This window comes from Methylobacterium sp. E-012 (assembly GCF_057836545.1).
Genome location: NZ_JBYQEY010000001.1, coordinates 408,291 through 433,826, shown reverse-complemented (window position 1 = coordinate 433,826; position 25,536 = coordinate 408,291). Strand labels below are relative to the sequence as shown.

At 72.6% G+C, this 25,536-nt stretch carries 22 protein-coding genes; 14 read left to right on the top strand and 8 right to left on the bottom strand.

What is annotated here, in order from left to right; translation table 11 throughout:
• Window positions 1-24: 24 nt before the first annotated feature.
• Entirely contained in the window at window positions 25-1,755 is a 1,731-nt protein-coding gene (locus tag AC3IF1_RS02100) for an adenylate/guanylate cyclase domain-containing protein (protein ID WP_489215468.1), read from the bottom strand.
• A 237-nt stretch (window positions 1,756-1,992) separates the two neighbouring features.
• Here AC3IF1_RS02100 and AC3IF1_RS02095 point away from each other — a divergent pair, with 237 nt between their 5' ends.
• The 9 genes from AC3IF1_RS02095 to AC3IF1_RS02055 all read left to right on the top strand — a co-directional run bounded on the left by AC3IF1_RS02095 (window position 1,993) and on the right by AC3IF1_RS02055 (window position 11,193).
• A complete protein-coding gene (locus AC3IF1_RS02095) occupies window positions 1,993-2,589 on the top strand; it encodes a DNA-3-methyladenine glycosylase (RefSeq protein WP_489215466.1) in 597 nt (198 codons plus the stop codon).
• 144 nt (window positions 2,590-2,733) lie between these two features.
• Window positions 2,734-3,888, top strand: a complete 1,155-nt coding sequence (locus AC3IF1_RS02090; RefSeq protein ID WP_489215464.1) for a transporter substrate-binding domain-containing protein — start codon at window positions 2,734-2,736, stop codon at window positions 3,886-3,888.
• A complete protein-coding gene (locus AC3IF1_RS02085; protein ID WP_243970121.1) occupies window positions 3,885-4,511 on the top strand; it encodes an ANTAR domain-containing response regulator in 627 nt (208 codons plus the stop codon). The genes AC3IF1_RS02090 and AC3IF1_RS02085 overlap by 4 nt, the downstream gene beginning before the upstream one ends.
• A gap of 170 nt (window positions 4,512-4,681) precedes the next feature.
• Complete coding sequence (locus tag AC3IF1_RS02080) at window positions 4,682-5,527, top strand: nitrilase family protein (protein ID WP_489215461.1); 846 nt, start codon at window positions 4,682-4,684, stop codon at window positions 5,525-5,527.
• Window positions 5,528-5,561: 34 nt separating this feature from the next.
• Complete coding sequence (locus tag AC3IF1_RS02075; protein ID WP_489215459.1) at window positions 5,562-6,716, top strand: substrate-binding protein; 1,155 nt, start codon at window positions 5,562-5,564, stop codon at window positions 6,714-6,716.
• Window positions 6,717-7,000: 284 nt separating this feature from the next.
• Complete coding sequence (locus AC3IF1_RS02070) at window positions 7,001-7,834, top strand: branched-chain amino acid ABC transporter permease (protein WP_489215457.1); 834 nt, start codon at window positions 7,001-7,003, stop codon at window positions 7,832-7,834.
• Window positions 7,827-9,629 carry a branched-chain amino acid ABC transporter ATP-binding protein/permease gene (locus tag AC3IF1_RS02065; RefSeq protein WP_243970129.1) on the top strand — a complete coding sequence of 601 codons (1,803 nt, stop codon included), beginning with the start codon at window positions 7,827-7,829 and terminating at the stop codon, window positions 9,627-9,629. Before AC3IF1_RS02070 ends, AC3IF1_RS02065 begins: the two co-directional genes overlap by 8 nt.
• A complete protein-coding gene (locus tag AC3IF1_RS02060) occupies window positions 9,622-10,353 on the top strand; it encodes an ABC transporter ATP-binding protein (RefSeq protein WP_243970131.1) in 732 nt (243 codons plus the stop codon). The genes AC3IF1_RS02065 and AC3IF1_RS02060 overlap by 8 nt, the downstream gene beginning before the upstream one ends.
• Before the next feature lie 6 nt (window positions 10,354-10,359).
• Complete coding sequence (locus AC3IF1_RS02055) at window positions 10,360-11,193, top strand: DUF1028 domain-containing protein (protein ID WP_489215454.1); 834 nt, start codon at window positions 10,360-10,362, stop codon at window positions 11,191-11,193.
• On the opposite strand, the gene AC3IF1_RS02050 is transcribed toward AC3IF1_RS02055, so the two are convergent.
• Window positions 11,156-11,716: a PAS domain-containing protein gene (locus AC3IF1_RS02050; RefSeq protein ID WP_489215452.1), complete on the bottom strand. Its 561-nt coding sequence runs from the start codon at window positions 11,714-11,716 to the stop codon at window positions 11,156-11,158. The two genes, AC3IF1_RS02055 and AC3IF1_RS02050, sit on opposite strands and share 38 nt — an antisense overlap.
• Window positions 11,717-11,912: 196 nt before the next feature.
• Window positions 11,913-14,453: a PAS domain S-box protein gene (locus AC3IF1_RS02045; protein ID WP_489215450.1), complete on the bottom strand. Its 2,541-nt coding sequence runs from the start codon at window positions 14,451-14,453 to the stop codon at window positions 11,913-11,915.
• Between the two features lie 600 nt (window positions 14,454-15,053).
• On the opposite strand from AC3IF1_RS02045, the gene AC3IF1_RS02040 reads away from it, so the two are divergent.
• Entirely contained in the window at window positions 15,054-15,542 is a 489-nt protein-coding gene (locus AC3IF1_RS02040; protein WP_243970137.1) for a response regulator, read from the top strand.
• 209 nt (window positions 15,543-15,751) lie between these two features.
• On the opposite strand, the gene AC3IF1_RS02035 is transcribed toward AC3IF1_RS02040, so the two are convergent.
• A complete protein-coding gene (locus AC3IF1_RS02035; RefSeq protein WP_489215448.1) occupies window positions 15,752-16,108 on the bottom strand; it encodes a hypothetical protein in 357 nt (118 codons plus the stop codon).
• A gap of 44 nt (window positions 16,109-16,152) precedes the next feature.
• Window positions 16,153-17,256 (bottom strand): SMP-30/gluconolactonase/LRE family protein, encoded by a 1,104-nt coding sequence (locus tag AC3IF1_RS02030; protein ID WP_243970141.1) that lies wholly within the window; start codon window positions 17,254-17,256, stop codon window positions 16,153-16,155.
• A gap of 204 nt (window positions 17,257-17,460) precedes the next feature.
• On the opposite strand from AC3IF1_RS02030, the gene AC3IF1_RS02025 reads away from it, so the two are divergent.
• Complete coding sequence (locus AC3IF1_RS02025; RefSeq protein ID WP_243970142.1) at window positions 17,461-17,685, top strand: DUF6894 family protein; 225 nt, start codon at window positions 17,461-17,463, stop codon at window positions 17,683-17,685.
• Window positions 17,686-17,989: 304 nt separating this feature from the next.
• Here the strand turns inward: AC3IF1_RS02025 and AC3IF1_RS02020 are convergent, their stop codons facing one another.
• Window positions 17,990-18,475, bottom strand: a complete 486-nt coding sequence (locus AC3IF1_RS02020) for a hypothetical protein (protein WP_489215445.1) — start codon at window positions 18,473-18,475, stop codon at window positions 17,990-17,992.
• Window positions 18,476-18,643: 168 nt separating this feature from the next.
• Window positions 18,644-20,215, bottom strand: a complete 1,572-nt coding sequence (locus AC3IF1_RS02015; RefSeq protein WP_489215443.1) for an ABC transporter substrate-binding protein — start codon at window positions 20,213-20,215, stop codon at window positions 18,644-18,646.
• 234 nt (window positions 20,216-20,449) lie between these two features.
• On the opposite strand from AC3IF1_RS02015, the gene AC3IF1_RS02010 reads away from it, so the two are divergent.
• From AC3IF1_RS02010 to AC3IF1_RS02000, 3 genes are read left to right on the top strand one after another with little or no spacing between them, the layout of a single operon-like run.
• Window positions 20,450-22,720: an ATP-binding protein gene (locus AC3IF1_RS02010; RefSeq protein ID WP_489215441.1), complete on the top strand. Its 2,271-nt coding sequence runs from the start codon at window positions 20,450-20,452 to the stop codon at window positions 22,718-22,720.
• Between the two features lies 1 nt (window position 22,721).
• Window positions 22,722-23,183, top strand: a complete 462-nt coding sequence (locus AC3IF1_RS02005; RefSeq protein WP_243970150.1) for a response regulator — start codon at window positions 22,722-22,724, stop codon at window positions 23,181-23,183.
• Window positions 23,180-24,907, top strand: a complete 1,728-nt coding sequence (locus AC3IF1_RS02000; RefSeq protein WP_489215438.1) for a hybrid sensor histidine kinase/response regulator — start codon at window positions 23,180-23,182, stop codon at window positions 24,905-24,907. Before AC3IF1_RS02005 ends, AC3IF1_RS02000 begins: the two co-directional genes overlap by 4 nt.
• Before the next feature lie 152 nt (window positions 24,908-25,059).
• Here the strand turns inward: AC3IF1_RS02000 and AC3IF1_RS01995 are convergent, their stop codons facing one another.
• Window positions 25,060-25,314, bottom strand: coding sequence for a hypothetical protein (locus AC3IF1_RS01995; RefSeq protein ID WP_489215436.1), 255 nt, complete (start codon window positions 25,312-25,314; stop codon window positions 25,060-25,062).
• Between the last annotated feature and the right edge of the window lie 222 nt (window positions 25,315-25,536).

Below are 25,536 nucleotides of genomic sequence, written 5' to 3'. Positions count from 1 at the left end.
GCGGCGCTCGGCCCCCGCGAGGCCTTACCGGCGCCCGAGCACGTTGACCCGCACGGCCTCGGAGCGGCCGTCCACCGCGACGTCGCGGATCGTCTCGGGGGCGAGGCTGGCCGCGCGGTACACCGCCTCCGACACGACCGCCACGCAGCCGAGGCCCTTGGTCAGCCCCTGCAGGCGCGAGGCGACGTTGACGGTGTCGCCGAGCGCCGTGAAGCGGGCATCGGTGGCGTCCCCCATCTCCCCGACGATCGCCGGGCCGGCATGCACGCCGATCCCGTACCGCAGGGTGTGTTCCAGGTCGGCCGCCAGCAGCCGGTTCAGGGTGGCGACGGATTCAGCGATGCGGTCGACCGCCCGCAGGGCGTCCCGGGCGGCCTGTTCGGGCTCCGTCTCCAGGCCGAACAGGGCGAGCAGCCCGTCGCCCAGGAACTGGTTGGTCGAGCCGCCCGCCTCCCGCACGGCGTCCCCGACCGCGCCGAGGAAGCGGTTGATGATGAACACGGTGTCGTAGGGCAGCCGCTCCTCGGCGAGCCGCGTCGAGCCGCGCAGGTCGACGAACATCGCCACGATGAAGCGCTCCTCGCCGGATTCCGCCCGGTCGAGCAGATCCGCCTGACGCACCCGCGGCTGCGGCGGCAGCAGCGGCACCACGGCGAGGTCGGTCTCGGGCCGGAACTGGCAGGCGAGGCGCACCCCCGGCCCGGCGGCGATCCGCTCCAGGACGGCCCGCTCGGCCCGGCCGGGGTCCGGCGCGCCGTCGCTGCCGTCCGTCACCCGGATCCGGCAGGTTGAGCACCGGCCGCGGCCGCCGCAGACGCTGGCATGCGGGATCCGGTTGCGGCGGCTGGCCTCCAGGACGCTGGTGCCCCGGGGCACCCGGACCACCCGCCCGTCGGGGTAGCTGAGCCGGACCGTCCCGCGGGTGACCTCCGCCAGGCTCCGCAGCCCCCGCGCCGCGACGAGCGCCGCCACCAGCCCCGCATAGGTCAGGAGCATCCCGTCCCGGATGCCGGCGAGCCGCGCCACCTGGTCGGGCCGCCCGACATGGACGGGCTGGAGCGCCGTCGCCCGCCAGGCCGGATCCTGCGCCAGGGCGAGGATCGCCCGGCCGCCCTGCACGAAGCCCAGCAGCGCCAGCACCGGCACCAGGACCGCGAGGGCCAGCAGCACCGGCGCCGCGCGCCCGAAGCCGGGCTTCAGCCGGAGCCAGAAATGCAGGCCCGCGCAGCCGTGGATCCAGGCGACGATCAGCACGGCCGCCTGCATCAGGCCGAGCGGCGGGGAGGCCACCCAGAAGGTGTAGAGTTCCTGCGCGTAGCCCTTGTCGAGATCCTCCGTGACGAAGGCGATCCGGGTCCCGGCGATGTGGCTGACGAGCAGCGGCGGGATGAGCAGGCCGGAGACCAGCTGCAGGATCTCGGAGGCGCGCCAGCGGAAGAAGCGGGCGGCGTAGAGGGCCTGGAGCCCGAGGAGCAGATGGGCGAGCAGCGCGCCGTACAGGAGCGTCAGGCCCAGGGGGTTGAGCCACAGGGCTGTGACGAGGTCGAGGCCGTCCTCCATGGCGGCGAGGGAGACGTTGCCGAGCGCGTGGTTGGCGAGGTGGCTCAGCACGTAGCCGAACAGCACCAGACCGCTCGCCAGCCGGAGGCGGCGCAGGGTCAGGGGCCGCCACGCCCGCGCGGCGGCCGCGGCCGGCCGCCCCTCGGCGTTCCCGTCGGCGGATCGCAGCGTCGCGACCGAGGCTGTGCGCGTCATGCTGGGAGGTCCGATGGGATCGGCCGCGGGCCCGCAATTCGCCGACCTTCGTACCAGCAAGACTTCCACCGCGTCCGATTTATTTCGCTTCGCCGGTGGAACACGGCGTCGATGTCCGCGGGCACTGCGCGCGGTCGCGGCCCGTCGCGGGTGACGGGATCGGTCGGATCGGGCCAGCCCGAAGGGCCGGCTGTGCGTTGCCCGTGCCGGATGGCGCCTGCCGGACCCGGGGACCCGATGCTGGATTTCGACTTCGCCCGACCGGCCGCCGCGGTGGCGGCGGACCTGATCGGCGCGCACCTCTTCGTCGACGGGGCGGGGGGCCGCATCGTCGAGACGGAGGCCTACGACCGGACCGACCCGGCCTCCCACAGCTTCAACGGTCCCACCCGGCGCAACGCCAGCATGTTCGGTCCGCCCGCACACGCCTACGTGTATCGCTCCTACGGGCTGCACTGGTGCCTGAACCTCGTCTGCGCGCCCGGCAGCGCGGTGCTGCTCCGGGCCATCGAGCCGACGGAGGGTCTGGCCGCCATGGCGGAGCGCCGGGGCCAGGGCAATGGCGAGAGCAAGGGCGAGCGCGAGGCGCGGCTCCTCTGCGCCGGGCCCGGCCGCCTCTGCCAGGCGCTCGGCGTCACCGGCCTGCTCGACGGGGCGCCCCTCGGACGACCGCCGTTCCGGTTCGAGCCCCGCACCCGGCCGGTCGCGGTGGTGAGCGACCGGCGGATCGGGATCACCCGCGGGGCCGGCACCCCCTGGCGGTTCCTGCTCGCCGGCTCCCGGTTCGTCAGCAGGCCGGTGCGCCGGGGCGGCCCGGGGGAGGAGGCCGCGTGACCGGGATCGCCCGGCCGGTCGGGGACCGCCGTCCGGATCGGCGGCGGTGCCCCCCGTCCGGCGGCGCCCCCGTCGGCTTTCACCCCGCGGGGTTCGTCGGGTAGGACGGGTCGGCCGCGCGGCCGGCGCCGATCGGGAGGAACCATGGCGGGCAGGGATGAGGCGGCGTGGCGGGTCGGCGTCCTGTTCTCCCGCAGCGGGGTCAGCGGCGTCACCGAGACCGAGCACTTCCTCGGCACCGCCCTGGCGATCGAGGAGATCAACACGGCCGGCGGCGTGCTCGGGCGCCCGATCGAACCGGTCTGCTACGACCCGGCCGGCGACAACGCGGCCTACCGCGTGCTGGCCCGGCGCATGCTCGGCGAGGACGGGGTCGAGGTGGTGTTCGGCTGCTCGCTCTCGGCGAGCCGCAAGTCGGTGCTCTCCACCGTGGAGCGGCACAACGGCCTGCTCTGGTACCCGTCGATCTACGAGGGCTTCGAATACTCGGAGAACATCATCTATACCGGCGCGACCCTCAACCAGAACGTCTTCGCCCTGGCCGACTATCTCCTGCAGGCGCACGGCCCGCGGATCTTCCTGATCGGGTCGGACTACATCTACCCGCGCGAGTCGAACCGTGTGATGCGCGACCTGATCGAGGCCAAGGGCGGGACGATCGTGGGCGAGCGCTACGCGCCCCTCGACGGGGACGATGCGGCCCACGCGGCGATGATCGCCGAGATCCGCCACGCCGGGCCGGACGCGGTGTTCTCCACCGTGGTCGGGCGCGGCGCCGAGCGGCTCTACCGGGCCTATGCCGGGTCCGGCCTCGACCGCGCCCGCTGCCCGATCGCCAGCCTGACCCTGGCGGAGGGCCAGATCCGGGTGATCGGCCCCGAGCTCTGCACCGGCCATGTCCTGGCGGCTTCATACTTCGCCGCCCTGGCGGGCGAGGAGAACCGGCGCTTCGTGGCCGCCTTCCAGGCCCGGTTCGGGCCCGGGCGGCCGACCAGCATGTGGTCGGAGACCGCCTACGCGCAGGTCTACCTCTTCGCCCGGGCGCTCGCGGAGGCCGGCACCCTCGACGCCGAGCGCCTCGGCGCCGCGGCCCTGCGCCAGCGCCTCGCGGCGCCGGAGGGCGAACTCGCCTTCGACGGCGAGACCCGGCACCTCTGGCTGACCCCCGGCATCGGCGTCGCCCGCGCCGACGGGCAGTTCGACGTGGTCTGGCGGGCGCGCCGGCCGGTGCGGCCCGATCCCTACCTGGCGTGGTCCCGGTTCGAGACGAACGGGCTGGAGGAGGGTGTCGCCGCGTGACCGCCTCCGCCCGCAAGATCCTGGACGACCTGAGGCGGGCCCGCGCCCTCGTGATCCATCCCCGGGACGAGGAGGGCGCCGCGCTCCTGGAGCAGCTCCGGCGCCTGGGCTGCGCGGTCTCGCTGGCCTGGCCGCCCCCCGCCGCCCTGCCGGGCGACATCGACACCCTGTTCATCCAGCTCGACGACGCCCAGGTGATGCACCTGCTGCCGTCGATCGAGGCGATCGAGCCCGCCGTCATCGCCATCGTGGCCTACGAGAGCCCGACCTCCCTGAAGGCCATCGCCGACGTCAACGCCCACGGCGTGCTGAACAAGCCGCTCCACCCGCGGGGCGTGCTCACCCAGTTCGCCCTCGCCCGCTACCGGCGCGGCTACGAGGGGCGGCTCACCAGCAAGATCAACCGGCTCGAGGAGACCATGAAGGGCCGCCGCACCGTCGAGAAGGCGGTCCGGCTCCTCGTGGAGCTCAACCGGATCGACGAGGACGCCGCCTACCGGATGCTCCGGGACCGGGCGACCGCGTCCCGGGTGCCGATGGCGAGCGTCGCCGAGGGCGTGGTGACGGCCCACGAGGCGATGAGCGGTCTCGGTCTGCGCATCGCGTTGGCGGACAAGACCTGATCGCAGCAGCGTGACGCAATTATAGTCTTGCGGTCCGTGTCTCGGGGCGTATCGTTCGACCGGGCAAGGGTGCCCCGCAGCAGGATTGCTGCACCACATCTCGGCTTTGGAGCCTCTGGTTCGCGGATGATCCGTCCGCGTCCAGGGGCTTTTTGCGTTTTGGAGCTTTCATGATCCAAGCGAACGGTCCCGCGCGCCCGCCGATACGGGTGTCCTGCATCCAGTTCGAGCCGCGGATCGGCGCGGTCGCGGCCAATATCGCCGGCGCGTCGGATCTCGTCCGCGCCGCCGCCGCCGGGGGCAGCCGGCTGATCGTCCTGCCGGAACTCGCCAGCACCGGCTACGTGTTCGAATCCGAGGCCGAGGCGCGCTCCCTCGCCGAGCCGGTGCCGGACGGCCCGACCACCCGGGCCTGGGCGGCGCTCGCCGCCGAACTCGGCGTGCACATCGTCGCCGGGATCGCCGAGGCCGCGGGCGACGTCCTGTACAACGCCGCCGTGGTCGTCGGGCCGGAGGGCTATATCGGCACCTATCGCAAGGCCCATCTCTGGGACCGGGAGAACGTGTTCTTCGCCAAGGGCGACCTCGGCTTCCCGGTCTTCGCCACCGCGCTCGGCAATGTCGGCGTCGCGATCTGCTACGACGGCTGGTTCCCCGAGACCTTCCGGCAGCTGGCGCTGGGCGGCGCCGAGATCGTCTGCATCCCCACCAACTGGGTGCCGATGCCCGACCAGCCCGCGGGCGAGGCCGCCATGGCCAACACCCTGCACCGGGCCGCCGCCCATTCGAACGGGATCTTCATCGCCTGCGCCGACCGGGTCGGGATCGAGCGCGGCCAGCCCTTCGAGGGCCAGAGCCTGATCATCGGGCCCAAGGGCTGGCCGCTGGCCGGTCCGGCGAGCCGCGACCGGACCGAAACGCTCTCGGCCCTCGTCGACCTCGACGCGGCCGGCCGCAAGAACCTGAACGCGTTCAATTCCCTCCTGCGCGACCGCCGCACCGACATCTACGGCTGAGCCGCGATCCCTTACCCTCCCAAGGAGTTCGTTCATGGTGAAATGGTCCCTCCTCGGCGCCGCCGCGCTCGTCCTCGCCGCCCCGGCCGCGCGGGCCGCCGACGGCAAGCCGATCGTCATCGGCGTGCCCGTCGGCCTCTCGGGGGCCAACAGCGTCGTGGCGCCCTCGGTGGTGCAGTCGGCCGAACTCGCGGTCGAGGAGATCAACGCCAAGGGCGGCGTGCTCGGCCGCAAGCTCGCCCTGGAGGTGGCCGACGACGCCTCCGGGGCCGCCGGCGCCCAGAAGGCTTTTGACGGGCTGATCTACCAGAAGAAGGTCGACGTCCTGATCTCCATGGAGACGAGCGCGGCCCGCAATGCCGGCCTGCCCGCCGTCACCAAGGGGAAGGTGCCGTTCCTCTACACCTCGTTCTACGAGGGGCATTCCTGCAACAGGAACCTGTTCGTCGATGCCTGGGTGCCGGAGCAGCAGGTGCCGCCGGTGGTCGACGCCTTCAAGGCGAAGGGCGCCAAGACCTATTTCCTGATCGGCAGCGACTACGCCTTCGGCCGCGGCATGCTGGGCTTCACCCGGAGCTACGTCGAGAAGACCGGCGGCAAGGTCCTCGGCGAGGAATACCTGCCGATGGACGGCAGCGACTGGACCGCGATCGTCTCCAAGCTGAAGGAGGCCAAGCCCGACGCGCTGATCACCTCCACGGCCGGGGGCGCGCCGAACGTGACGCTGACCAAGCAGCTGCGCGGGGCGGGCGTGGCGCTGCCCTTCGCCAACCTCGCCCTGGACGAGGGCACCGCCAAGAGCATGGGCGCCGACGCGGAGGGGGTCTACCTCTCGGCCTCCTACGTCACCGGGATCGACAGCCCGGAGAACAAGGCCTTCCTGGCCGCCATGAAGAAGAAGTTCGGCGCCGAATTGCGCACGCCCAACGACCTCTCGGTGCCGGAATACGAGGCGATCTACCTCTACAAGGCCGCCGTCGAGAAGGCCGGCGGCACCGAGACCGCCAAGGTGCTGGAGGCGCTGCCGACGGTGAGCTTCACCGGGCCGCGGGGCACGATCACCATGAGCAAGCAGCACCACGCGCCGCTGACCATGTATCTCGGCCAGATCCAGGCCGATGGCACGGTGAAGGTCGCCGGCACCTTCAAGGATGTCGATCCCGGCGCGCAATGCCCGAAGCTGCCGTGAGGGGACGGGGGCTGAGGAAGCCGCGCATCGCCCTCGCCGAAGAGCACCGCGCGTCTCCCTCCCCCCTCTGTGGGGGAGGGTGGCCCCCGAAAGGGGGTCGGGAGAGGGGAGCGACGGTGCAAAATGAAGCCCTGCCCCTCCTGAAAGTCGCGCCCTTTCCCGAACCCGGGCTCCCCTCTCCCGACCCCTGCTGACGCAGGGGCCACCCTCCCCCGCAGAGGGGGGAGGGGGCGCAGCGGCGCTCGCCGCGTCCCTTGCCGATCCCGCCCACCCGGAACGCCCCGATGCTGCTCACCCTCGACATCCTGACCACCGCGGCGATCCTGTTCATCGTCGCGATCGGCCTGCTGGCGATCTTCGGCGTCCTGAAGATCATCAACTTCGCCCACGGGGCGTGGCTGACGGTCGGGGCCTATTGCGCGGTGGTGACCGCCCGGCTCGGGCTCAACCCCTGGGCGGCGCTGCCCCTGGCCTTCGTGGTCGGGGCCGTCCTCGGCGGCTTCGCCGAGCAGATCATCATCCGGCCGCTCTACCGGCGGCCCCTGGACGCGATCCTGGCGACCTGGGGCCTCGGCATCGTGGTCGGCCAGCTCATCACCCTGGGCTTCGGCCGCGACGTGCAGCTCACCCCGAACCTGCTCGCGGGGACCGTGACGATCCTCGGCGTCGACTATTCCGCCTACCGCCTCGTGGCGCTGGGTATCGCGCTGGCCATCGGCCTCCTGTTCGCGCTCACCATCGAGCGGACGCGGCTCGGGCTCTCGGCCCGGGCGGTGATCATGAACGAGACGCTCGCCCGCAGCCTCGGCATCGACACCGGCCGGGTGCGCCTCGTGGTGTTCATGATCGGCGCCGGCTTCGCGGCGCTGGCGGGCGTCCTGCTGACGCCGCTCACCAGCGTCGATCCGAACATGGGCGTCTCCTGGCTGATCGGCGCCTTCATGCTGGTGATGGTCGCCGACGCCTCCTACCTCGCCCTGGCGGCGGCCTGCCTGGTCTTCGGCGCCGCGCAGGTCCTGATCAGCACCTTCGTGAGCCCGATCCTGGGCAGCATCGCCGTCGCGGTGCTCGCCGCCCTGGTGCTGCGGATCAGCCCGAAAGGATTCTCCCGTGCTTGAGAGCGTCCCCGTCGCCCGGCGCGACGCCGCGGCCCCGCGCCGGCGCCTGTCCCGCGCAGCGCCCTTCGTGGCCGCGATCCTGGCGGCCCTGGCGCTCTGGATCGCGCCGCGCGTCCTCGACACCTTCGCGGTCAACGTCCTGACCCGCTCGATGATCTACGCGGTGCTGGCCGTCACGGTGGACCTGCTCTGGGGCTTCGCCGGGATCCTGACCTTCGGGCAGGCCGCCTTCTTCGGCGTCGGCGCCTACGCGACGGCGATGATCCTCGCCGCCTACGGGGCGACGCCGCTGGGGATCGCCGCGGCGCTCGCGGCGGCGCTCGCCGCCCCGGCCCTGCTCGGCCTCGCGGTGGGGTGGCTGTCCTTCTACCACCGCTCGACCCCGCTCTACGCCTCGGTGATCTCCCTGGTCGTCCCGATCGTGGTGACGCAGCTCATCTACTCGGGGGGCGAATGGACCGGCTCCAGCAGCGGCCTCGTCGGCTTCGACGTGCTGCCCCTGGAGATCGAGGGCTATTTCCGCCTCGCCGCCCTGGTCCTGATCGCCGTCACCCTGGCGGCCTGGATCCTGGTCCGGGCCGATGCCGGGCGCGCCCTCGTGGCGCTCCGGGACAACGAGGCGCGCTGCGCCTATCTCGGCCTCAACCCGCGCCGCCTGCAGATCCGGCTGACCGCGGCGCTCGCCGCCGTGGCCGGGCTCGCGGGCTTCCTGTTCGCCAACGCGTCGGGGGTGGTCGCCCCGGAGAATGCCGGCTTCCTGTTCGGGACCGAGCTGGTGATCTGGGTGGCGCTCGGCGGGCGCGGCACGCTGCTCGGCCCGGTGCTGGGCACCATCGCCATCGACTACCTCGCGGCGAACCTCTCGGGGGATCTGCCGTTCCTCTGGCAGCTCCTCCTGGGCACGGCCTTCGTGGTCATCATCATCCTGCTGCCGGGCGGGCTCGCCGACCTCGTCGGCCGCCTGTGGCGGGCGCTGCCCTTGGGCCGGCAGGAGCCCGTGCCGCCGCGCCTCGTCGCCCGGGCCGCCGAGACCGGCGCGGCGGCGGCCGGTCCCCCGATCCTCAAGGTCGCGGGCCTCGCCAAGGCCTATGGCAGCCTCACCGTGCTGGAGGCCATCGACCTGGAGATCCGCGCGGGCGAACTCGTCAGCCTCGTCGGCCCCAACGGCGCCGGCAAGACCACGCTGATGCGCTGCCTCAGCGACGGCACCGAACCCTTCACCGGCGCCATCGCGATCGGCGGCATCCCGACCACCGGCCTGACGCCGAACCGCATCGTCGGCCTCGGGGTCGGGCGCAAGTTCCAGGTGGCGAGCGTGTTCGAGAGCCTGTCGGTGGCCGAGTGCCTCCGGCTCGCCCGGGCGCCGCATGACGGCCTGAGCCCGGTCGGGCAGGCCGAGACGCTGGGCCTGCCGCAGCCGGCCCTCGACGTCCTGCGGATGACCGGCCTCGACCGCCTGCTGACCCGGCCGACGCGGCTCCTGTCCCACGGCCAGAAGCAGGCGCTCGAACTCGCCATGGTGGTGGCGCTGGAGCCGCGCTTGATCCTGCTGGACGAGCCCACCGCCGGCCTGACCAAGGCCGAGCGCACCACCATCGGGACCGTGCTCAAGGCGCTGACCGCCGGGGGCCGGATCGCCGCCGTGCTGGTCGAGCACGACCTCGACTTCGTGCGCGAGATCTCCTCCCGCATCGTGGTGCTGCACCAGGGCCGGCTCGTCCTCGACGGCACGGTGGAAGACGTCGTCGGCTCCGAACTGGTCCGGACCATCTATGCGGGAGGCGCCCATGGCTGAGGCGGCGCGGCGGAGCGAGCCGGCGACGGCGGCCCTCGCCCTGGAGAACGTATCGAGCGGCTACGGCGCCGTCTCCATCGTGAAGGATGTCTCGCTGGCGGTGCGTCCGGGCGAGATCGTCGCCCTGCTCGGCAAGAACGGCATGGGCAAGACCACGCTGCTCAAGACCGTCCTGGGGATGGTCGCCCTGCGCGGCGGCGGGATCACGATCGGCGGCCAAGCGCTCGCGGGGCTCACGCCCGCCAAGCTGGTGGCACTCGGCGTCGGCTACGCCCCCCAGGAGCAGCCCCTGTTCCAGGACCTGTCGATCCGCGACAACCTGCGCCTCGCGGTGCCCTCCGACCGGATGCTGCCCGAGGCGCTGGAGCGGCTGTTCGGCCATTTCCCCTTCCTGAAGGACCGCCTCGCCCAGCGGGCCGGCACCCTCTCGGGGGGCGAGCAGAAGATGCTGATCCTCGGGCGCGCCCTGATGCTGCGCCCGCGCCTCCTCCTGATCGACGAGATCTCCGAGGGCGTGCAGCCCTCGATGGTCGAGCGCCTGCGCGGCGTGCTCCAGGCCGAGCGGGATTCGGGCGTGTCCATGCTGGTGGTGGAGCAGCACGTCGCCTTCGCGCTGGGGCTGGCCGACCGCTACGCGGTGCTCAAGCGCGGCGAGATCGTCGACAGCGGCCCGGCCGGGGCGCCGGAGGCGCGCGCCCGGGTCATCGACCACCTGGCGGTGTGAGGCACGATGGAACTCAACACCTTCTCCATCGCCGCCCGCTGCCCGCGGACCGGGCAGCTCGGCGTCGCGGTGGCGAGCGCCGTCCCGGCTGTGGGCGGGCTGTGCCCGTATCTCAGGGCCGGGATCGGGGCCGTCACCACGCAATCCTGGGTGAACCCCTACCTCGCCGCCCGCATCCTCGACCGGCTCGCCTTGGGCCAGGCCCCGGACGCGGCCCTGGCGGCGGCCCTCGCCACCGACGACCGGCCGGACCTGCGCCAGCTCGGGCTGGTCGACGCGCACGGCACCGGCGCGGCCTGGACCGGGGCCGGCTGCACGGCGGCGGCCGGCCACCGCACCGGCGCCGATTATGCCGTGCAGGGCAACATGCTCGCCGGGCCGGGGGTGCTCGACGCCATGGCGCGGGCCTTCGCGGACGCCGCCGCAGCCGATCTCGACGAGCGGCTGATGCGCGCCCTGGAGGCCGGCGATGCCGCCGGCGGCGACCGGCGCGGCAAGCAGTCGGCGACGCGGCTCCAGGATCGTGGCCGGCGAGGATTATCCGCTCCTCGACCTGCGCGTCGACGAGCACGCGGAGCCCGTGGCGGACCTGCGCCGCGTCCTGGAGGTCGCCCGCCGGCAGCTCGTGCCCTTCGTGGCCGGCATGCCCCGGAAGGACGGGCCGGCCGGCGCGCTGCCGGACGCGGTCGTGGCGATGCTCCTCAAGCCCCCCGCCGAGCGCCCGGGCGGGGCGCGCGATCCTGCGCGGGAACCGTGACGCCCCGCGCCGCCCAGGACCTCCGGGTCTCCGGCCCCGGTCTCGTCACGGACATCCGGGCGCCTCGAGATCCGCGAGGGTGAGCTTGGCCTGCGCGACGGTGGCGACCGTGTTCGCGATCGTCGTCAGGGACCCCTCGATCACGATGCCGCTCTCGGCCAGCGTCGGGTTCAGCCGGGACACGGTCCGGCTCAGCGCGGTCTCGTAGGCGGACAGCAGCGCGGGCTGCGAGCGGCTGACGTCGAATTGGGAGGCGAGAAGAAAGCGGACCTCGCCCGACAGCGCCTTCAGCTTGGACAGGGACAGCAGATTGACGAACGGCCGGCCGTCCTTGCGGACATTGACGATCGGCGTGCGCACCGCGCCCAGCCTTTCGTCCTGCAGGAAGGCCTGGATCCTGGCCCGGGCCTCGCGGTTCTCGGTGTCGCGCTGCAGGAGGCGGCAGTTGCGCCCGACGACGTCCACGTCCGCGTAGCCTGTCAGCTGGCGGAAGGGTTCGTTCACCAGCAGCAGCGGCGTGTCGCCGCCGGCCGCGGCCAGGGCCAGGGCGATGTGCGCGTCCTCGATATAGCGCCTGAGTTCGGTCGGGATGTCCTGCGTGTGCACGGCAGATCCTCCGTCGCCTCCGATCGGTTCGGCACGTCGCATCCGGGCCGGACGTCCCCCCGGTCCGTGATTCCGAGGATGGCGGCGCCATCCGGTTCGCGCCCCGGGCGGCGGGGCGCCGCCGCCGTCATGAGCGCCACGGTTCCCCGTGGCAATGACCGGGGCCGCGCCGGCCCGCAGGGCCCCGTCCCCGGCCTCAGCCCTCGCCCGCGATGATCCCCCGGATCCGCGTGGCGAGCGCCTCCAGGGCGAAGGGCTTGGTCATCACCTGCATGCCGGGGCCGAGATGGCCGTGGTTGAGGGCGGCGTTCTCGGCGTAGCCGGTGATGAACAGCACCTTGAGGTCCGGCCGGGTCTCGCGCGCGGCGTCGGCCATCTGGCGTCCGTTCATGCCGCCGGGCAGGCCGACATCGGTGATCAGCATGTCGATGCGCACGTCGGACTGGAGCACCTTCAGGCCCGAGGCGCCGTCCGCCGCCTCGATCGCCGCGTAGCCGAGATCCTCCAGCACCTCGGTGACCAGCATCCGCACGGTCGGCTCGTCGTCCACCACGAGGACCGTCTCGCCCTGCTCGGCCCGCGGCGCGTGGGCGAGGTCGGGCAGGATGGTCTCGCCCTCCGTCTCGCCGAGATGGCGCGGCAGGTACAGGCAGACCATCGTGCCCTGGCCGAATTCCGAGTAGATCCGCACCTGCCCGCCCGACTGCTTGGCGAAGCCGTAGATCATCGACAGGCCGAGCCCGGTGCCCTCGCCGATCGGCTTGGTGGTGAAGAACGGGTCGAACGCCTTGGCGACCACGTCCGCGGTCATGCCGGTGCCGTTGTCCGAGACGCAGAGCGTCACGTACTGCCCGGGCTCCAGCTCGCGCTCCTGCCCGGCCCGGTGGTCGAGCCAGCGGTTGGCGGTCTCGATGACGATCCGCCCGCCCTCCGGCAGGGCGTCCCGGGCGTTGAGGCAGAGGTTGAGCAGGGCGTTCTCGAGCTGGCTCGGATCGACCAGCGTCGGCCACAGGCCGCCCGCGCCCACCGCCTCGATCGTCACCGCGGGGCCGACCGTGCGGCGCACGAGCTCCATCATGCCCTCGACCAGGCGGTTCACGTCGGTCGGCTTCGGGTCGAGGGTCTGGCGGCGCGAGAAGGCCAGCAGCCGGTGGGTCAGGGCGGCGGCGCGCCGGGCCGCCCCCTGCGCCGCGCCGATGTAGCGGTCGAGGTCGCCGACCCGGCCCTGGAGCATCCGGGTCTGCATCAGCTCCAGCGAGCCGACGACCCCGGCCAGCATGTTGTTGAAGTCGTGGGCGAGCCCGCCGGTCAATTGCCCGACGGCCTCCATCTTCTGCGATTGCCGGAGCGCCTCCTCGGCCCGCATCAGCTCGGCGGTCCGCACGGCGACGCGCTGCTCCAGGGTCTCGTTGAGGCTGCGCAGGGCCGCGGTGACGCGGTCCCGCTCCGCCTCGACGGCCCGGCGCTCGTCCACGTCGAGGAGGACGCCCGGGAAGCTGAGCGGCGTCCCGTCCGGGCCGTGGTCGACGCGGCCGTTGGCCTCCAGCCAGTAATAGCGCCCGTCGGCGCGGCGGACCCGGTACTGGTGCGCGTAGGCCCCGCCCCGGGCGATGGCGGCCTCGATCGCCGCGGCGAGGCCGGCCCTGTCGTCCGGGTGGACGGTCTCCACCACCTGGGCCAGACTCAGGCCCTCGCGCCCGAGGACCGGGTCGAGGCCGAAACTCGTCGCGAAGGCCTCGTCCACGGTGAAGCGGTCGTTCGGCAGGTCCCACAGCCACGTGCCGATGATCGCGCCCGCCGCTAGGGCGAGCTGGACGCGCTCGACATTGGTCCGGGCCAAAGCCTCGCTGGCGCGCAGGGCGTCCTCCGCCTGCCGGCGCGCCGTGATGTCCCGGAACAGCACCGAGACCTGGCGCCGGCTCGGCGGCTCGATGCGCACCGCCGAGACCTCGATGGTGCGGTCCACGAGCGCGAAGTAGCGCTCGAAGCGGATCGGGACGCCGGTGCGGAGCACGCCGCCGTAGAGGTCGAGCCAGGCCTCCGCGTCGTCAGCCGGGACGAGGCCGCGCAGCGTCCGCCCGACGATGCCGGCGATGCCGGTATGGCGCTCGTAGCCCGGATTGGCCTCGACGTGGACGTAGTCGCTCAGCGGCCCGTGCGGGCCGTCGAGGAAGGTGATGACGCAGAAGCCGTCGTCAATGGCCTCGAACAGCGTCCGGTAGCGCTCCTCGCTGGCGCGCAGGGCCTGCCCGGCCTCGCGCAGATCCGTGCGGTCCTGGAGGATCTGCACGAAGCCGGCGGGGTCGCCCGCATCGTCCCGCAGGGGCATCGTCTCGCTGGCGACCCAGAGGCGCGCGCCGTCGGCACGCAGGCGCCAGCCCGTGTCCTCGGCACGGCCCCGATCCAGGGCCATGCGCATCCCGGTCTCCGGATGGCCCGCCGCCCGGTCCTCGGGGGTGAACAGGTCGGCGATCGGCCGACCCCGCATCGCCGCCGCGGTCCAGCCGAGGAGGCGCTCCGCCCCCGCGTTCCACGCGGTGACGTGCCCGTCGCGGTCGGCGGCGACGACCGCGAGCCGGGTGGTCCCGTCGAAGATCGCCCGCTGCAGCCACGCCCGCGCCGCCGCGCCCGGTGCGTCCCCCCGGGCGGCCATGCCGGCCCGGGCGCGGAGCGCGGCGGCCTCCTCCTCCAGCGCGCGGGCGCGCCGCAGGAGGTCCTCGGTCCCGGCCTCGCCCATGCTCAGGTCCCGATCCGCGCGCGGGCGCGCGGACCGGCCCACGCGCGCCGGGCGCGGCCGAGCTCGTCGGGGGTGGCGAAGGGGGCGGTCACGGTTGGGAATCGGCCTCCGGGAGGGATGGGGATGCGTCGGCGCCTTCTGCCGGAAACCGGCCCGGGGCGCCACAGCGGGCCGCACCTTTCCGGGGCCGCCGATCTGGTCCGGAGCCGGTGTGGTTTGGAGCGCAGCCTCGGGAACGGGTGCGGGCCTCGGGCGGGACCCGGCCGGCTCGGCGTGCGTGGCGGGGTGCGGCCCGCAACGGACCCTCGGCGGGTCCGCTTGCGGGCGCTGGGTGGGGCCGCGTCGAATGACCGGAACGGGCGGTTTTCCGCCGGTCCGGACCTTGGCGCGGCATTGGCACATCGGATATTGGCCGCCGCCACGCGGCGATCCGGAGGGTGGCACGAGGGGTTCCGGGTGCAGCCCGATTAGGCGCTTTGCCCGCGGTGCGGTAGCAAGGTCGGCGGTTTCAATGTCTCTGGAGCGGCTACCTCGCCATGCCGGAGCGCTCTGCAGCGCCTCGCCCTGACGAACGTAAGGCTGAGATCAGGAGCAAACCCAGTGATCGCTGACCGCAGGCCTCTCGCTGTCCTCATCGCGGAGGCTGACCAGCTCGTCCGTATGGTGACAGTTGATATGCTGGAGGATGTCGGCTTTCAAACCATCGAGGTCCGCACGGCCGCCGAGGCGCTGGCGGTGCTCGAAGGACCGACCCCGGTGCGCGTGCTGATTACGGGACGGGGCATCGTAGGCGACGGCGTTGCCCTCGCCCATCTCGTTCACCACCGTTGGCCCGGTGTTCGCATCATCGTCACCTCGGGCGCCGGGGCGGATCTTCAGCGCGAACTGCCGCCGGGCACACGCCTGCTCAGCAAGCCGTACGTGTTCGCGGACCTCATCCAGGAGGTGGAAGCCGGCCTCGCCGAGGGGCAAGAGGACCTCGCGGCCGCTCCCGTATTGCCGAGCGGAGTCCCGCCTCATACGGGATTGGAGCTGGGCAACGGCATCGGCGCCCTTGCCGCTCCCACGACCGAGCCGGACAAGACGTAACCTCGGCCTCTCCGACGGCCGAGCAGGATTTCCTGCCTCGGCGGGGTCGGTCACGGTCGTTCGGAGCCATCCCTTGGGGGGGCTGCCCTGTTCGCCCGCTTTCGAGAATGGGGCGCGTCGGCATCACGAGCTGTTACGGGTCGGAAACAGAGGGCCTGTGTCCCACCCCGGGCGGACATCGCCAAGGCCAAGCCGTTCGACCTCACACCTCAGCGCGGCCCGGCGAGGCGGCAGGCGGCCGCGCCGGCCCGGGGCCAGCCGTAATAGATCGCCTCGGCCTGCCCGGCGGCGCCGCCGGCGATCGCCGGCACGGCGGCCGTTTGCGTGGCGAGGACTGTCCCGCCCGCCCCCGTGAAGGTGCAGAGGACGCTCGCGTTCGTCACCGGGTCCGGTCCCGCGTTCCGCACCTCGACCAGGGCCCGCTGTGGCTCGTGGGAATCCGGGGGCGTGTGGAGGCGGGTCTCCTGAACGACGAGGCCGTCACCGGCCCGCACCGGCGCTGCAGGCCCGACGAGGGCGGCGACCAGGAGGGTCCGCGCCAGCCAGGAGACGTGGAGTGCCGCCATGATCGTACCCTTCCATCCTTCCGTCGCGGCCCCCGCGGCCGCGCTCAGTTGCGCAGCGGCTTGGCGTCGATCTGCATCCGGTAGATCGTCGTCGGGAACTTCACCGCCGAGGCCTCGCCGCCGTTCATCGCCGGGGTCCGGTTCATCTGCGCCGCCGGGATCCACAGGCCGCCCTGCTCGTCGATCCAGAGCGCGTCGACCCAGACCAGCCGCGGATCCTGCACGAGCGTGCTCATCGACCCGTCCGGGGCGATCTTCAGGATGCGCAGGCCGTCGGTGTCGCTCGCGTAGATAGTGCCGGCCGCGTCGATCGCGGTGCCCCCCGTCGCCACGGTGGCGGCGTGGAGCCGCACGTGCTTGGCGCGCTCGGCGTCGCTCAGGGTGGCGTCGTCGAGGTCGCGGGTCGGGATGCTGTAGAGCGGGCCCGTGCAAGCCTGATAGTAGAAGGTCTGGCCGTCCGGCGAGACCTCGAGCTGGTCGGCGTGGATGAAGAGCAGCTTGCCCTTGTCGTCCCGGAGCACCCGGCCCTGGCCGGTGAGCGGACGCTGCGCGATCGTCGACCAATGCCCGTCGAGCACCCGCCGCAGGGATCCGGTGTCGAGGTCGAGGACGATCAGCCCGGGCTGCCCGGCATCGGTCAGGTAGACGTGGCGGCCGTTGAAGCGGAAATCGTCGATGAAGCTCCTGTCGGTGGTCGCCGCCTGCAGGGGGTAGACCTTGCGCACGGCGTTCGTGGCGAGGTCGATCTGCACGAGCTTGGGGCCGCCCGGGAGCGGCGCCTCGCCCATGCCGGGGGCGCCCTTGTCGACCACCCAGAGGTCGCCGTCCGGCCCGATCCGGATGGCGTTGACCGCCACGAACGCCTTGGCCGGGTCGTCCCCGGCCTTCCAGGCGTTCCAGCCCGCGTCGGGATAGGCCACGGCCTTGCCGTCCCGCCACTCGCCGAGCTCGATCCCCGTGTCCTTGGTCTGGCGCTGGAACGGCGAGAACACCCGGCCGTCCCGGGACCGGGTGACGCCGTTGAAGACGAGGCTGTCCGACTGGATCATCGGCTGGAGGGCATCGCCGGCGGCCGGCGCCTCCGCGGCACGGCCGGGCGTCGCCAGGCCGGCCACCAGCAGGAGGGCAAGGAGTGAGGGGCGGGTCATGCGGCGTCCCGGGATGCACGGCGAAACTGTCCGCCGGAAAGCGCGGGCGGCGGGTTCCTGTTCCTCGACGGGCCGCAGGCGATCCCGGATCGCGGTTCGATCCGGGCCGGCTGCGACGCTTCGACCGGGCTGGATCCCGGCCAAATCAGAACATATAGTGAACTCAAGGTGAGGGCCGCGCGGGGCGGTCGGGAGGCGCGAGGGATGGCACGCTACCGGTTCCACTGCACCAACGGCCTCGAATGCGTGTTCGACGCCCGGGGCACCGAGATCCGCGCCGCCGCGCGCCTGACCGCCCGGGCGCGCCGGGTCGCGGCCGACGTGCGGCACACGCTGGCGAACCGGACCGACTGGTCCGAGTGGCGCGTCAGCGTCCACGATCTGACCGGACGGCGGGTCCTCGTGCAGCCCTTCGAGGCGGCCGCCTGAACCGCCCCGCAGCCAGACTCGGATTGGCCCGGGCGCGCTGTTCACACCGAGCGGATTCACAAACCGGGCAACACGGGCGCAGGACGGTGCGTGGGTCTCCCCTCTCCCGCACGGGAGCGGGGCCTGTCGTGCCTTCCCGAACCGAGGGTGTGGGTACCGTGGCCCGCAGGGGGCGGGAGGGGCATGGCGGCTCTAGACTGCCATGCCGGTGGACCGGGCGATGATCCCAAACCCGAACTGGGAATCGCGGAGCCCGGCGGGTCGCAGGGACGTCGCGATCAGCCGGGCCCCGCGCGTCCCGCCGTCACCGGCCGGCCATACCGCCCCGCGCGGACCGGATCGGGGCGCGGGCACGTCCCCGCCCGCGCCGGAGCGAATCGGGCAGGAAATCGGGATCGGTCAGGGCGGCCGCCACCACCGCGAGCAGGCCGAGATGCAGGGCGCCCGCGGCGATCGCGGGGCTGTGAAGCGCGCCCAGCACGAGCGCCCCCGCGGCCATGGAGGGCGGACCGGCGACGTAGACCGCGGTCCGCCAGGGGCCGGCGGGCCGGGCGAGGCGCCAGAAGCAGGCCGCCAGGGCCACCAACGCGAACCCGCCCTTGAGCGCCGCCATGAATCGGATCACCCGCACCAGATCGGGATCGACGGGCGTCACCGGGCTCCGAGACACCGTCCAGGCCCCGAGCAGCGCCAGGGCCGTCAGCAGGACGAGGGCGGCGCGCGCCGGGAGCGAGCATCCGTCCGCGCGCCCGGCGGCGGCCGGTTCATCGAGCGGGATCTCAGCGCGCATGGGCTCCTCCCGGACAGGGTGGGGGTCGAGCCTCGGTCGTCCGCGGGGCGATGACCGGACCGTGCCGGCGAGTGTGCGGCAGGACCCGCGAGCCGTCAAAGACCTGGCCGGACGACATGTCGGCGCAGCACAGACACGGCCGCGTCCCGCCGGATTTCGGAACGCCGCTCACGCCTTCCGGAGGTTCCAGAGGATCGGAAAGCCCACGACGCGGCCGGCGAGATTGCGCCGGTGCGCGGTCATCGACCGGTAGGAGCCGACCGGCACGTAGACCACCTCGTCGAGGGCGACGCGCTGCATGTCGGCGCAGAGTGCCCGGCGCGCCGCCTCGTCGGGGGCGGCGAACCAGGCGGTGCGCAGCGCCTCCAGCTTCGGGATCGAGGGCCAGCCGAACCAGGCATTGGCGCCGTTGGCCCGGAGCGGCTGGAGCGCGGCCGGGTCGGCATTGTCGAAGGACGAGAACGTGGTCAGCAGCACCGACCAGCCGCCCCTGTCGACGGGCTCGCGCGAGACCCGGCGCTGGATCACGGTGCCCCAGTCGCTGAGCGCCGTCTCCACGGTGAAGCCGATCCGGGGCAGGAGATCGGCCGCCACCTGGGTGATCGCCGAGGGCGCCAGGATGTCGGTCGGGCCGATCAGCCGGACCTTCGCACCGTTATAGCCCGCGGATTTCAGCAGGGCCCGGGCCTTGTCCAGGCTGCGCGGACCGGTCAGCGCCTCCAGACCGGCCTCCGTCGCCATCGGCGTGCCCGGGGTGAAGATCCCGCACCGGTCGTTGTAGTTGGCCGGATCGTCGCCCGCGACCGCCGCCATGAAGTCGCCCTGGACGATGGCCGGCAGCAAGGCCCGGCGCACCGCGACGTCGTCGAAGGGCGGGTGCAGGTGGTTCATCCGCAGGATCGCGGGATTGGTGAGGCGGTCGAGCCCCTCCACGACGATGTCCCGGTTGCGGGCCAGCAGCTGCTGAAGTTCGGGCGGCGGCTGCTCGTACCAGTCGATCTCGCCGTTCTGCAGCGCGGCCGCCGCGGTGGCGCCGTCGGCGATGATCCGCCACTCGATCCGATCGAAATGGGCGACCTTGCCGCCGGCGGTCAGGCTCGGCGCCCCGGGGGCGGGCACGTAGCCGGCGTGCCGCTCGTAGACCATCAGGCTGCCCGAGTTGAACTCGTCAGCCTTCCAGCGGAACGGGCCGGAGCCGGTGGCGTCCGTGATCTGCTTGAACGGGTCGGTGCGCGCAATCCGCTCGGGCATGATGAAGGGGGGCTGGCTCACGCTCGCCAGCGCGTTCGGGAGCAGCGGGAACGGCGTCTTGAGCCGGAACACGAGGCGCGTATCGCCGTCGGGGCTCAGGTCGTCGGTCGCCGCCATCAGCACCTGGCCGAAGCCGTTCCGCGCGGCCCAGCGCCGGATGCTGGCGACGCAGTCCCGCGCCAGGACCGGGGTGCCGTCGTGGAAGCGCAGGCCCTCGCGCAGGATGATCGTCACCCGCCGCCCGTCCTCCTCGACCCGGTGCCCGGCCGCCATCTGCGGGCGGGGCTGCAGGTCGGCGTCGAGGCCGAACAGCGTGTCGTAGACGACGTAGGCGTGGTTGCGCGTCACGATCGCCGTCGTCCAGATCGGGTCGATGGACGTCACGTTCGCCTGCGGCACCATGCGCAGGACCCGGGCGTCCTGGGCCCGGCCGACGACCGGGGCCGCCAGGGTCGCCGCGCCGGCCGCGAGGAATGTGCGTCGCTTCATCGTGGTCCTTTCGCGGGATGCATGAGCGTAGCAACCCCCGGACCAGAGCGGGCGCGTGCCACCGGCCAGGCGCGCCGGGGAATGATCGGTCCGACGCGACCGTCGGTCGCTTCCTTGAAGCCCGGCCCTTCGGCCTCGGTATCGTGCACGGAGCGGCCGGACCGCGCATGGTCAGGCCCGCGGCTCGATGTTAATGTTCGTTAGATGGTACGGTCCCCCCGAGCGTCCGTCGCAATGGGGTATATCGGTTTGGAGCCATCGAAGAACGCGGCGCCCCGGGTCGACCTGACCGCCTGCGACCGCGAGCCGATCCACATCGTCGGGAGCGTGCAGCCGCACGGCTTCCTGCTCGCCCTCGACGCGGGGAGCCTCGCGATCGTGCAGGCCAGCGCGAATGCCCCGGTCGAGGCCGCCGTCGGCACGTCCCTCCACGCGGCTTTTCCGCACCTCGCCATCATCGTCCGGCGTCATCTCGACGAGGGCGGCCCGCAGGCCGGCGCGTCCTACCTCCGCACCGTGACGCTGACCTCCGACGCCGCGCGCCTGACCTACGAGGTCGCGGCCTACCGGGTCGACGACCTCGTGGTGCTGGAACTGGAGGAGATCGACGCCGCCGCGATGGGGGTCGGCCTCGACGTGCTCACGCCGCGGCTGCGCGCCTTCGTCGAGCGGCTGCACACCGCTCGCAGCATCGAGGAACTCTGCCAACTCGTCGCGGAGGATATCCGCCACGTCACCGGCCTCGACCGGGCGCTGGTCTACCGGTTCGACCGGGACTGGCACGGCACGGTGCTGGCCGAGGACGGCAACGGCGTCCTGCCGTCCTACCTCGACCTGCGCTTCCCGGCCTCGGACATCCCCGCGCAGGCGCGCGAACTCTACCGCAGCAACCGCCTGCGCATCATCCCGGACGCGGGCTACGCGCCCGTGCCGATCCTGCCGGCGACGACGCCGGCCGGCAAGCCGCTCGACCTCAGCCAGTCCGTGCTGCGCTCCGTCTCGCCCGTCCACGTCGAGTACATGCGCAACATGGGCACGATGGCCTCGATGTCGGTGTCGATCCTGATCGACGGCGGCCTGTGGGGCCTGATCTCCTGCCACAACAGCGAGCCCAAGCGCGTGCCGCTCCACGCCCGCAATGCCTGCGACGTGCTCGCCCAGATCTTCGCCCTGCAGCTCTCGGCGCGGGAGCGCGGCGCCCAGGCTGAGCAGCGGCTGGCGCTGGGGCAGGTGCAGGCGCGCCTGCTCGGGTTCATGGCCGAGGAGGACAGTTTCGTCGACGGCCTCCTCAAGCATCCCGACGACGTCCTGGCCCTGGTGAACGCCTCCGGCGCGGCCATCGTCACCGCGGACCGGTGCCGGCTCCTCGGCGCGACGCCGGACGAGCGGGCGGTGCGCGCCCTGTACGAATGGCTGTCGGCCCGCGGCGACACCGACGCCGTCTTCGTGTCCGAGGCCCTGTCGGAGGTCATCCCCGGGGCGGCGGCCTTCGCCGACCGGGCGAGCGGGCTCCTGGCGATCTCGGTCTCGAAGAAATACGCGAGCTACATCCTGTGGTTCAGGCCGGAGGTGGTCCGGACGGTCAAGTGGGGCGGCAACCCGACCAAACCGGCCGTGCCCGATCCCGAGGGCGGGCCGGACCGCCTGCATCCGCGCAAGTCGTTCGAGATCTGGAAGGAGACGGTGCAGGGCCGCTCGCTGCCCTGGTCCATCCCCGAGGTCGAGGCCGCCAAGGACCTGCGCGCCTCGGTGCTCGGCATCGTGCTGCGCCGGGCCGAGGAACTCGCGGCCATGAGCGAGGAGCTTCAGCGCTCGAACAAGGAGCTCGAAGCGTTCTCGTACTCGGTGAGCCACGACCTGCGCGCGCCGTTCCGGCACATCGTCGGGTACTCGAACCTGCTCAAGACCCGCGAGGGGGCCAACCTCTCCGAGAAGGGCCGGCACTACGTCGACACCATCATCGAGGCCGCCTTCTCGGCCGGGACCCTGGTCGACAACCTGCTCGCGTTCTCGCAGATGGGCCGGAACGCCCTGAACAAGGTCTCGGGCGACATGAACGCCCTGGTCGAAGAGGTCCGGCGCAAGATCCTGCGCGACGTCCCCCCCGACCGGAGCATCGTGTGGGACATCGCGCCGCTCGGGCGTGCCTACGCCGACCCGGTGATGCTGCGGCTCGTCATCGAGAACCTGTTCTCGAACGCGGCCAAGTACACCCGGGGCAAGCCCGAGGCCGTCATCACGATGGGGCGCCTGCCGCCGAAGGACGGCGAGGCGGTGTTCTTCGTGCGCGACAATGGCGCCGGCTTCGACATGGCCTATGTCGACAAGTTGTTCGGCGTGTTCCAACGCCTGCACCGGGTCGAGGAGTTCGAGGGCACCGGCATCGGACTGGCCAACGTCCGGCGCATCGTCGAGCGTCACGGCGGCCGGACCTGGGCCGAGGGCGAACTGGGCCAGGGCGCGACCTTCTATTTCACCCTGCCGCTCCGGGAGGAATCGCACTGACATGGCGGGACTGAAGCCGATCCTCCTCGTGGAGGACAACCCGAACGACATCGAGTTGACGCTCGCGGCCCTGGAATCCAGCCAGCTCGCCAACGAGATCGTCATCTGCCGCGATGGGGCGGAGGCGCTCGATTTCGTCTACCGGCGCGGGCCGCACGAGCGGCGCCAGGCCCAGGATCCGGCGGTGGTGCTGCTCGACCTCAAGCTGCCCAAGGTCGACGGCCTGGAGGTGCTCGCCAAGATCAAGGGCGATCCGACGACCCGCGGGATCCCGGTGGTGATGCTGACGTCGTCGCGGGAGGAAACCGACGTGGTGCGCTCCTACGACCTCGGGGTGAACGCCTTCGTGGTGAAGCCGGTCGGGTTCGAGGAGTTCTTCGCCGCCATCAAGGAACTGGGGGTCTTCTGGGCGCTGTTGAACGAGCCCCCGCCGCACCGGGGAGGCTGGCCATCGAACGTGTGATCGGAAGCGCCGCCGGCCCGCTGCGCATCCTCCACCTGGAGGACAGCGACCTCGACGCGGAACTCATCGAGGCGGAACTGGAGAAGCTCGGCCACGCGGTGGTGATCGAGCGGGTGATGACGCGCGACGCCTTCGCGGCCGCGGCCCTGCCCGGCCGCCACGACATCATCCTGGCCGATTACGTGCTGCCGACCTTCGACGGGGTCAGCGCGCTCGGCATCGCCCGGGAGCAATGCCCGGACATCCCGTTCATCTTCTGCTCGGGCACCCTCGGGGAGGAGGTGGCCGTCGAGGCGCTGAAGAACGGCGCCACGGACTACGTGACCAAGCAGCGGCTCGACCGCATGCCCCGCACCATCGTGCGGGCCCTGGCGGAGCGGCGGGCCCGCGCCGACAAGCGGGCCGCGGAAGCCGCGCTCCAGGCGCTGAACGAGACGCTCGAGGCGCGCATCGCCGAGCGGACCCGGGAACTCGCGGAAGCCAATGCCGAGCTCCAGCGCCAGATCGGCGAGCGGGAGCGGGCCGAGGAGGCCCTGCGGCTCAATCAGCGCCTGGAGGCGGTCGGCCAGCTCACCAGCGGCGTGGCGCACGACTTCAACAATCTCTTGACCGTGATCGCCGGCAACATCGAGTTCCTGGAACGCGCGGTCTCCGACGACCGCGCGAAGCGCCGGCTCGCGATGATGAAGGGCGCCGCGGAGCGGGGGGCCAACCTGACGGCGCAGCTCCTGGCGTTCTCGCGCCGCCAGCGCCTGGAGCCGACCCCGGTGGAGCTGAACCAGACGGTCCTCTCGATGCGGGACCTGCTGCAGAGCTCCATCGGCGGGGCGGTCCGCATCGAGACGACGCTGCAGGAGGGGCTCTGGCCGGCGCTGGTGGACGCCACCCAGATCGAGCTCGTGATCCTCAACCTCGCGATCAACGCCCGGGACGCGATGGCGGTGGGCGGAACCCTCGCCATCGAGACCGCCAACGTCACCGTCACGGGGCCGCCGAGCCGGCCCGAGCAGCCGCAGCCCGGCGAGTACGTCATGGTCTCGGTGAGCGACACCGGCACCGGCATGGCGCCGGCGGTGCTGGCGCGGGTGTTCGAACCGTTCTTCACCACCAAGGAGGTCGGCAAGGGGTCGGGCCTCGGCCTCGCCCAGGTGTTCGGCTTCGTGAAGCAGTCCGGCGGCGGCATCCGCATCGATACGGTCCTCGGCGAGGGCACCTCGATCAAGGTGTACCTGCCCCGCGTCGCAACCGGCGAGGCCGACAGGCCGGCCGCGATGGCGCCCATCGACTGCGCCCTCGCGCACCCGCCCGGGAGCATGCCGGTCATCCTCGTGATCGACGACGACGGCAATGTCCGGGAGGTCACCGCGACGCGGCTGGGGGAGGCCGGGTACGCCGTGCGCGAGGCGTCCTCGGGCCTTCAGGGGCTGGCCGCCCTGGAGGCGGATCCGTGCGTCGACCTCGTCGTGCTCGACTTCGCCATGCCGGGGATGAACGGCGCCGAGGCCGCGGTCGAGATCCGCAAGCGCTGGCCGTCGCTCCCGATCCTGTTCGTCACCGGCTTCGCCGACACCGCCATCCTGATGAAGGCGGGGACCGTCGGATCGGACGGGATCGTGCAGAAGCCGTTCCGCAACGGCGAACTCGAACGCAAGGTCGCCGCCGCCCTCGCGGCGCAATTCGCCCCCGGCCTGCGGCTGGTCTCGGACCGCGGTCGCGGCGCCTGAGCCGCCGTCCGACCGCGGGGCCGGGCGGCCGCCTCGAAGTGCGGCCGGTCAGCCCGTCACCGGCCGATCGGCATCGCGGGCGCAGCAGACCATGAAAAAGGCCCCGGTCGTCGACCGGGGCCCCTCCGCGCCGGGATTCGGCGTCGGCGCGATCAGTACGAGCGCGTGTTGGTCGTCGTGGGCGCGGTCCCGGCGGAGGTGGGCACGGTCCCGTCCGTGGTCGTCGCGCGGTTGGCGCGGTGATGGCCGATCGCGCAGCCGGCAGCGGCGCCCGCCACCCCGTGCCCGACCATGTGCCCGGCCAGGCCGCCGACGACGGCGCCCTTCAGGCAGCCCTTGGCTTCGGCCTGGCCGACGCCCGCCAGGGCCGTCAGAGCGAGAAGTGAAACAGCGGTCAACATACGCATGGGGTCGCTCCTGGGATTGGATGTTGCCCAGAAACGTGGCGCACCCGCATCCCGTTCCGGATCAGGATGCGGGAACGGGGCTCCGCGCGGAATCGGGTCGGCCGCCGGCGCATCACCCGCCTGAGCCGCCCCCGGAGGCCCCCGTTGGACCAAAGTCCGGTGCAGGCAGGACCCGTTCGGACGCTTGGTCGCAGGTTCGATCACCCAGACCCGCGGCCGCGC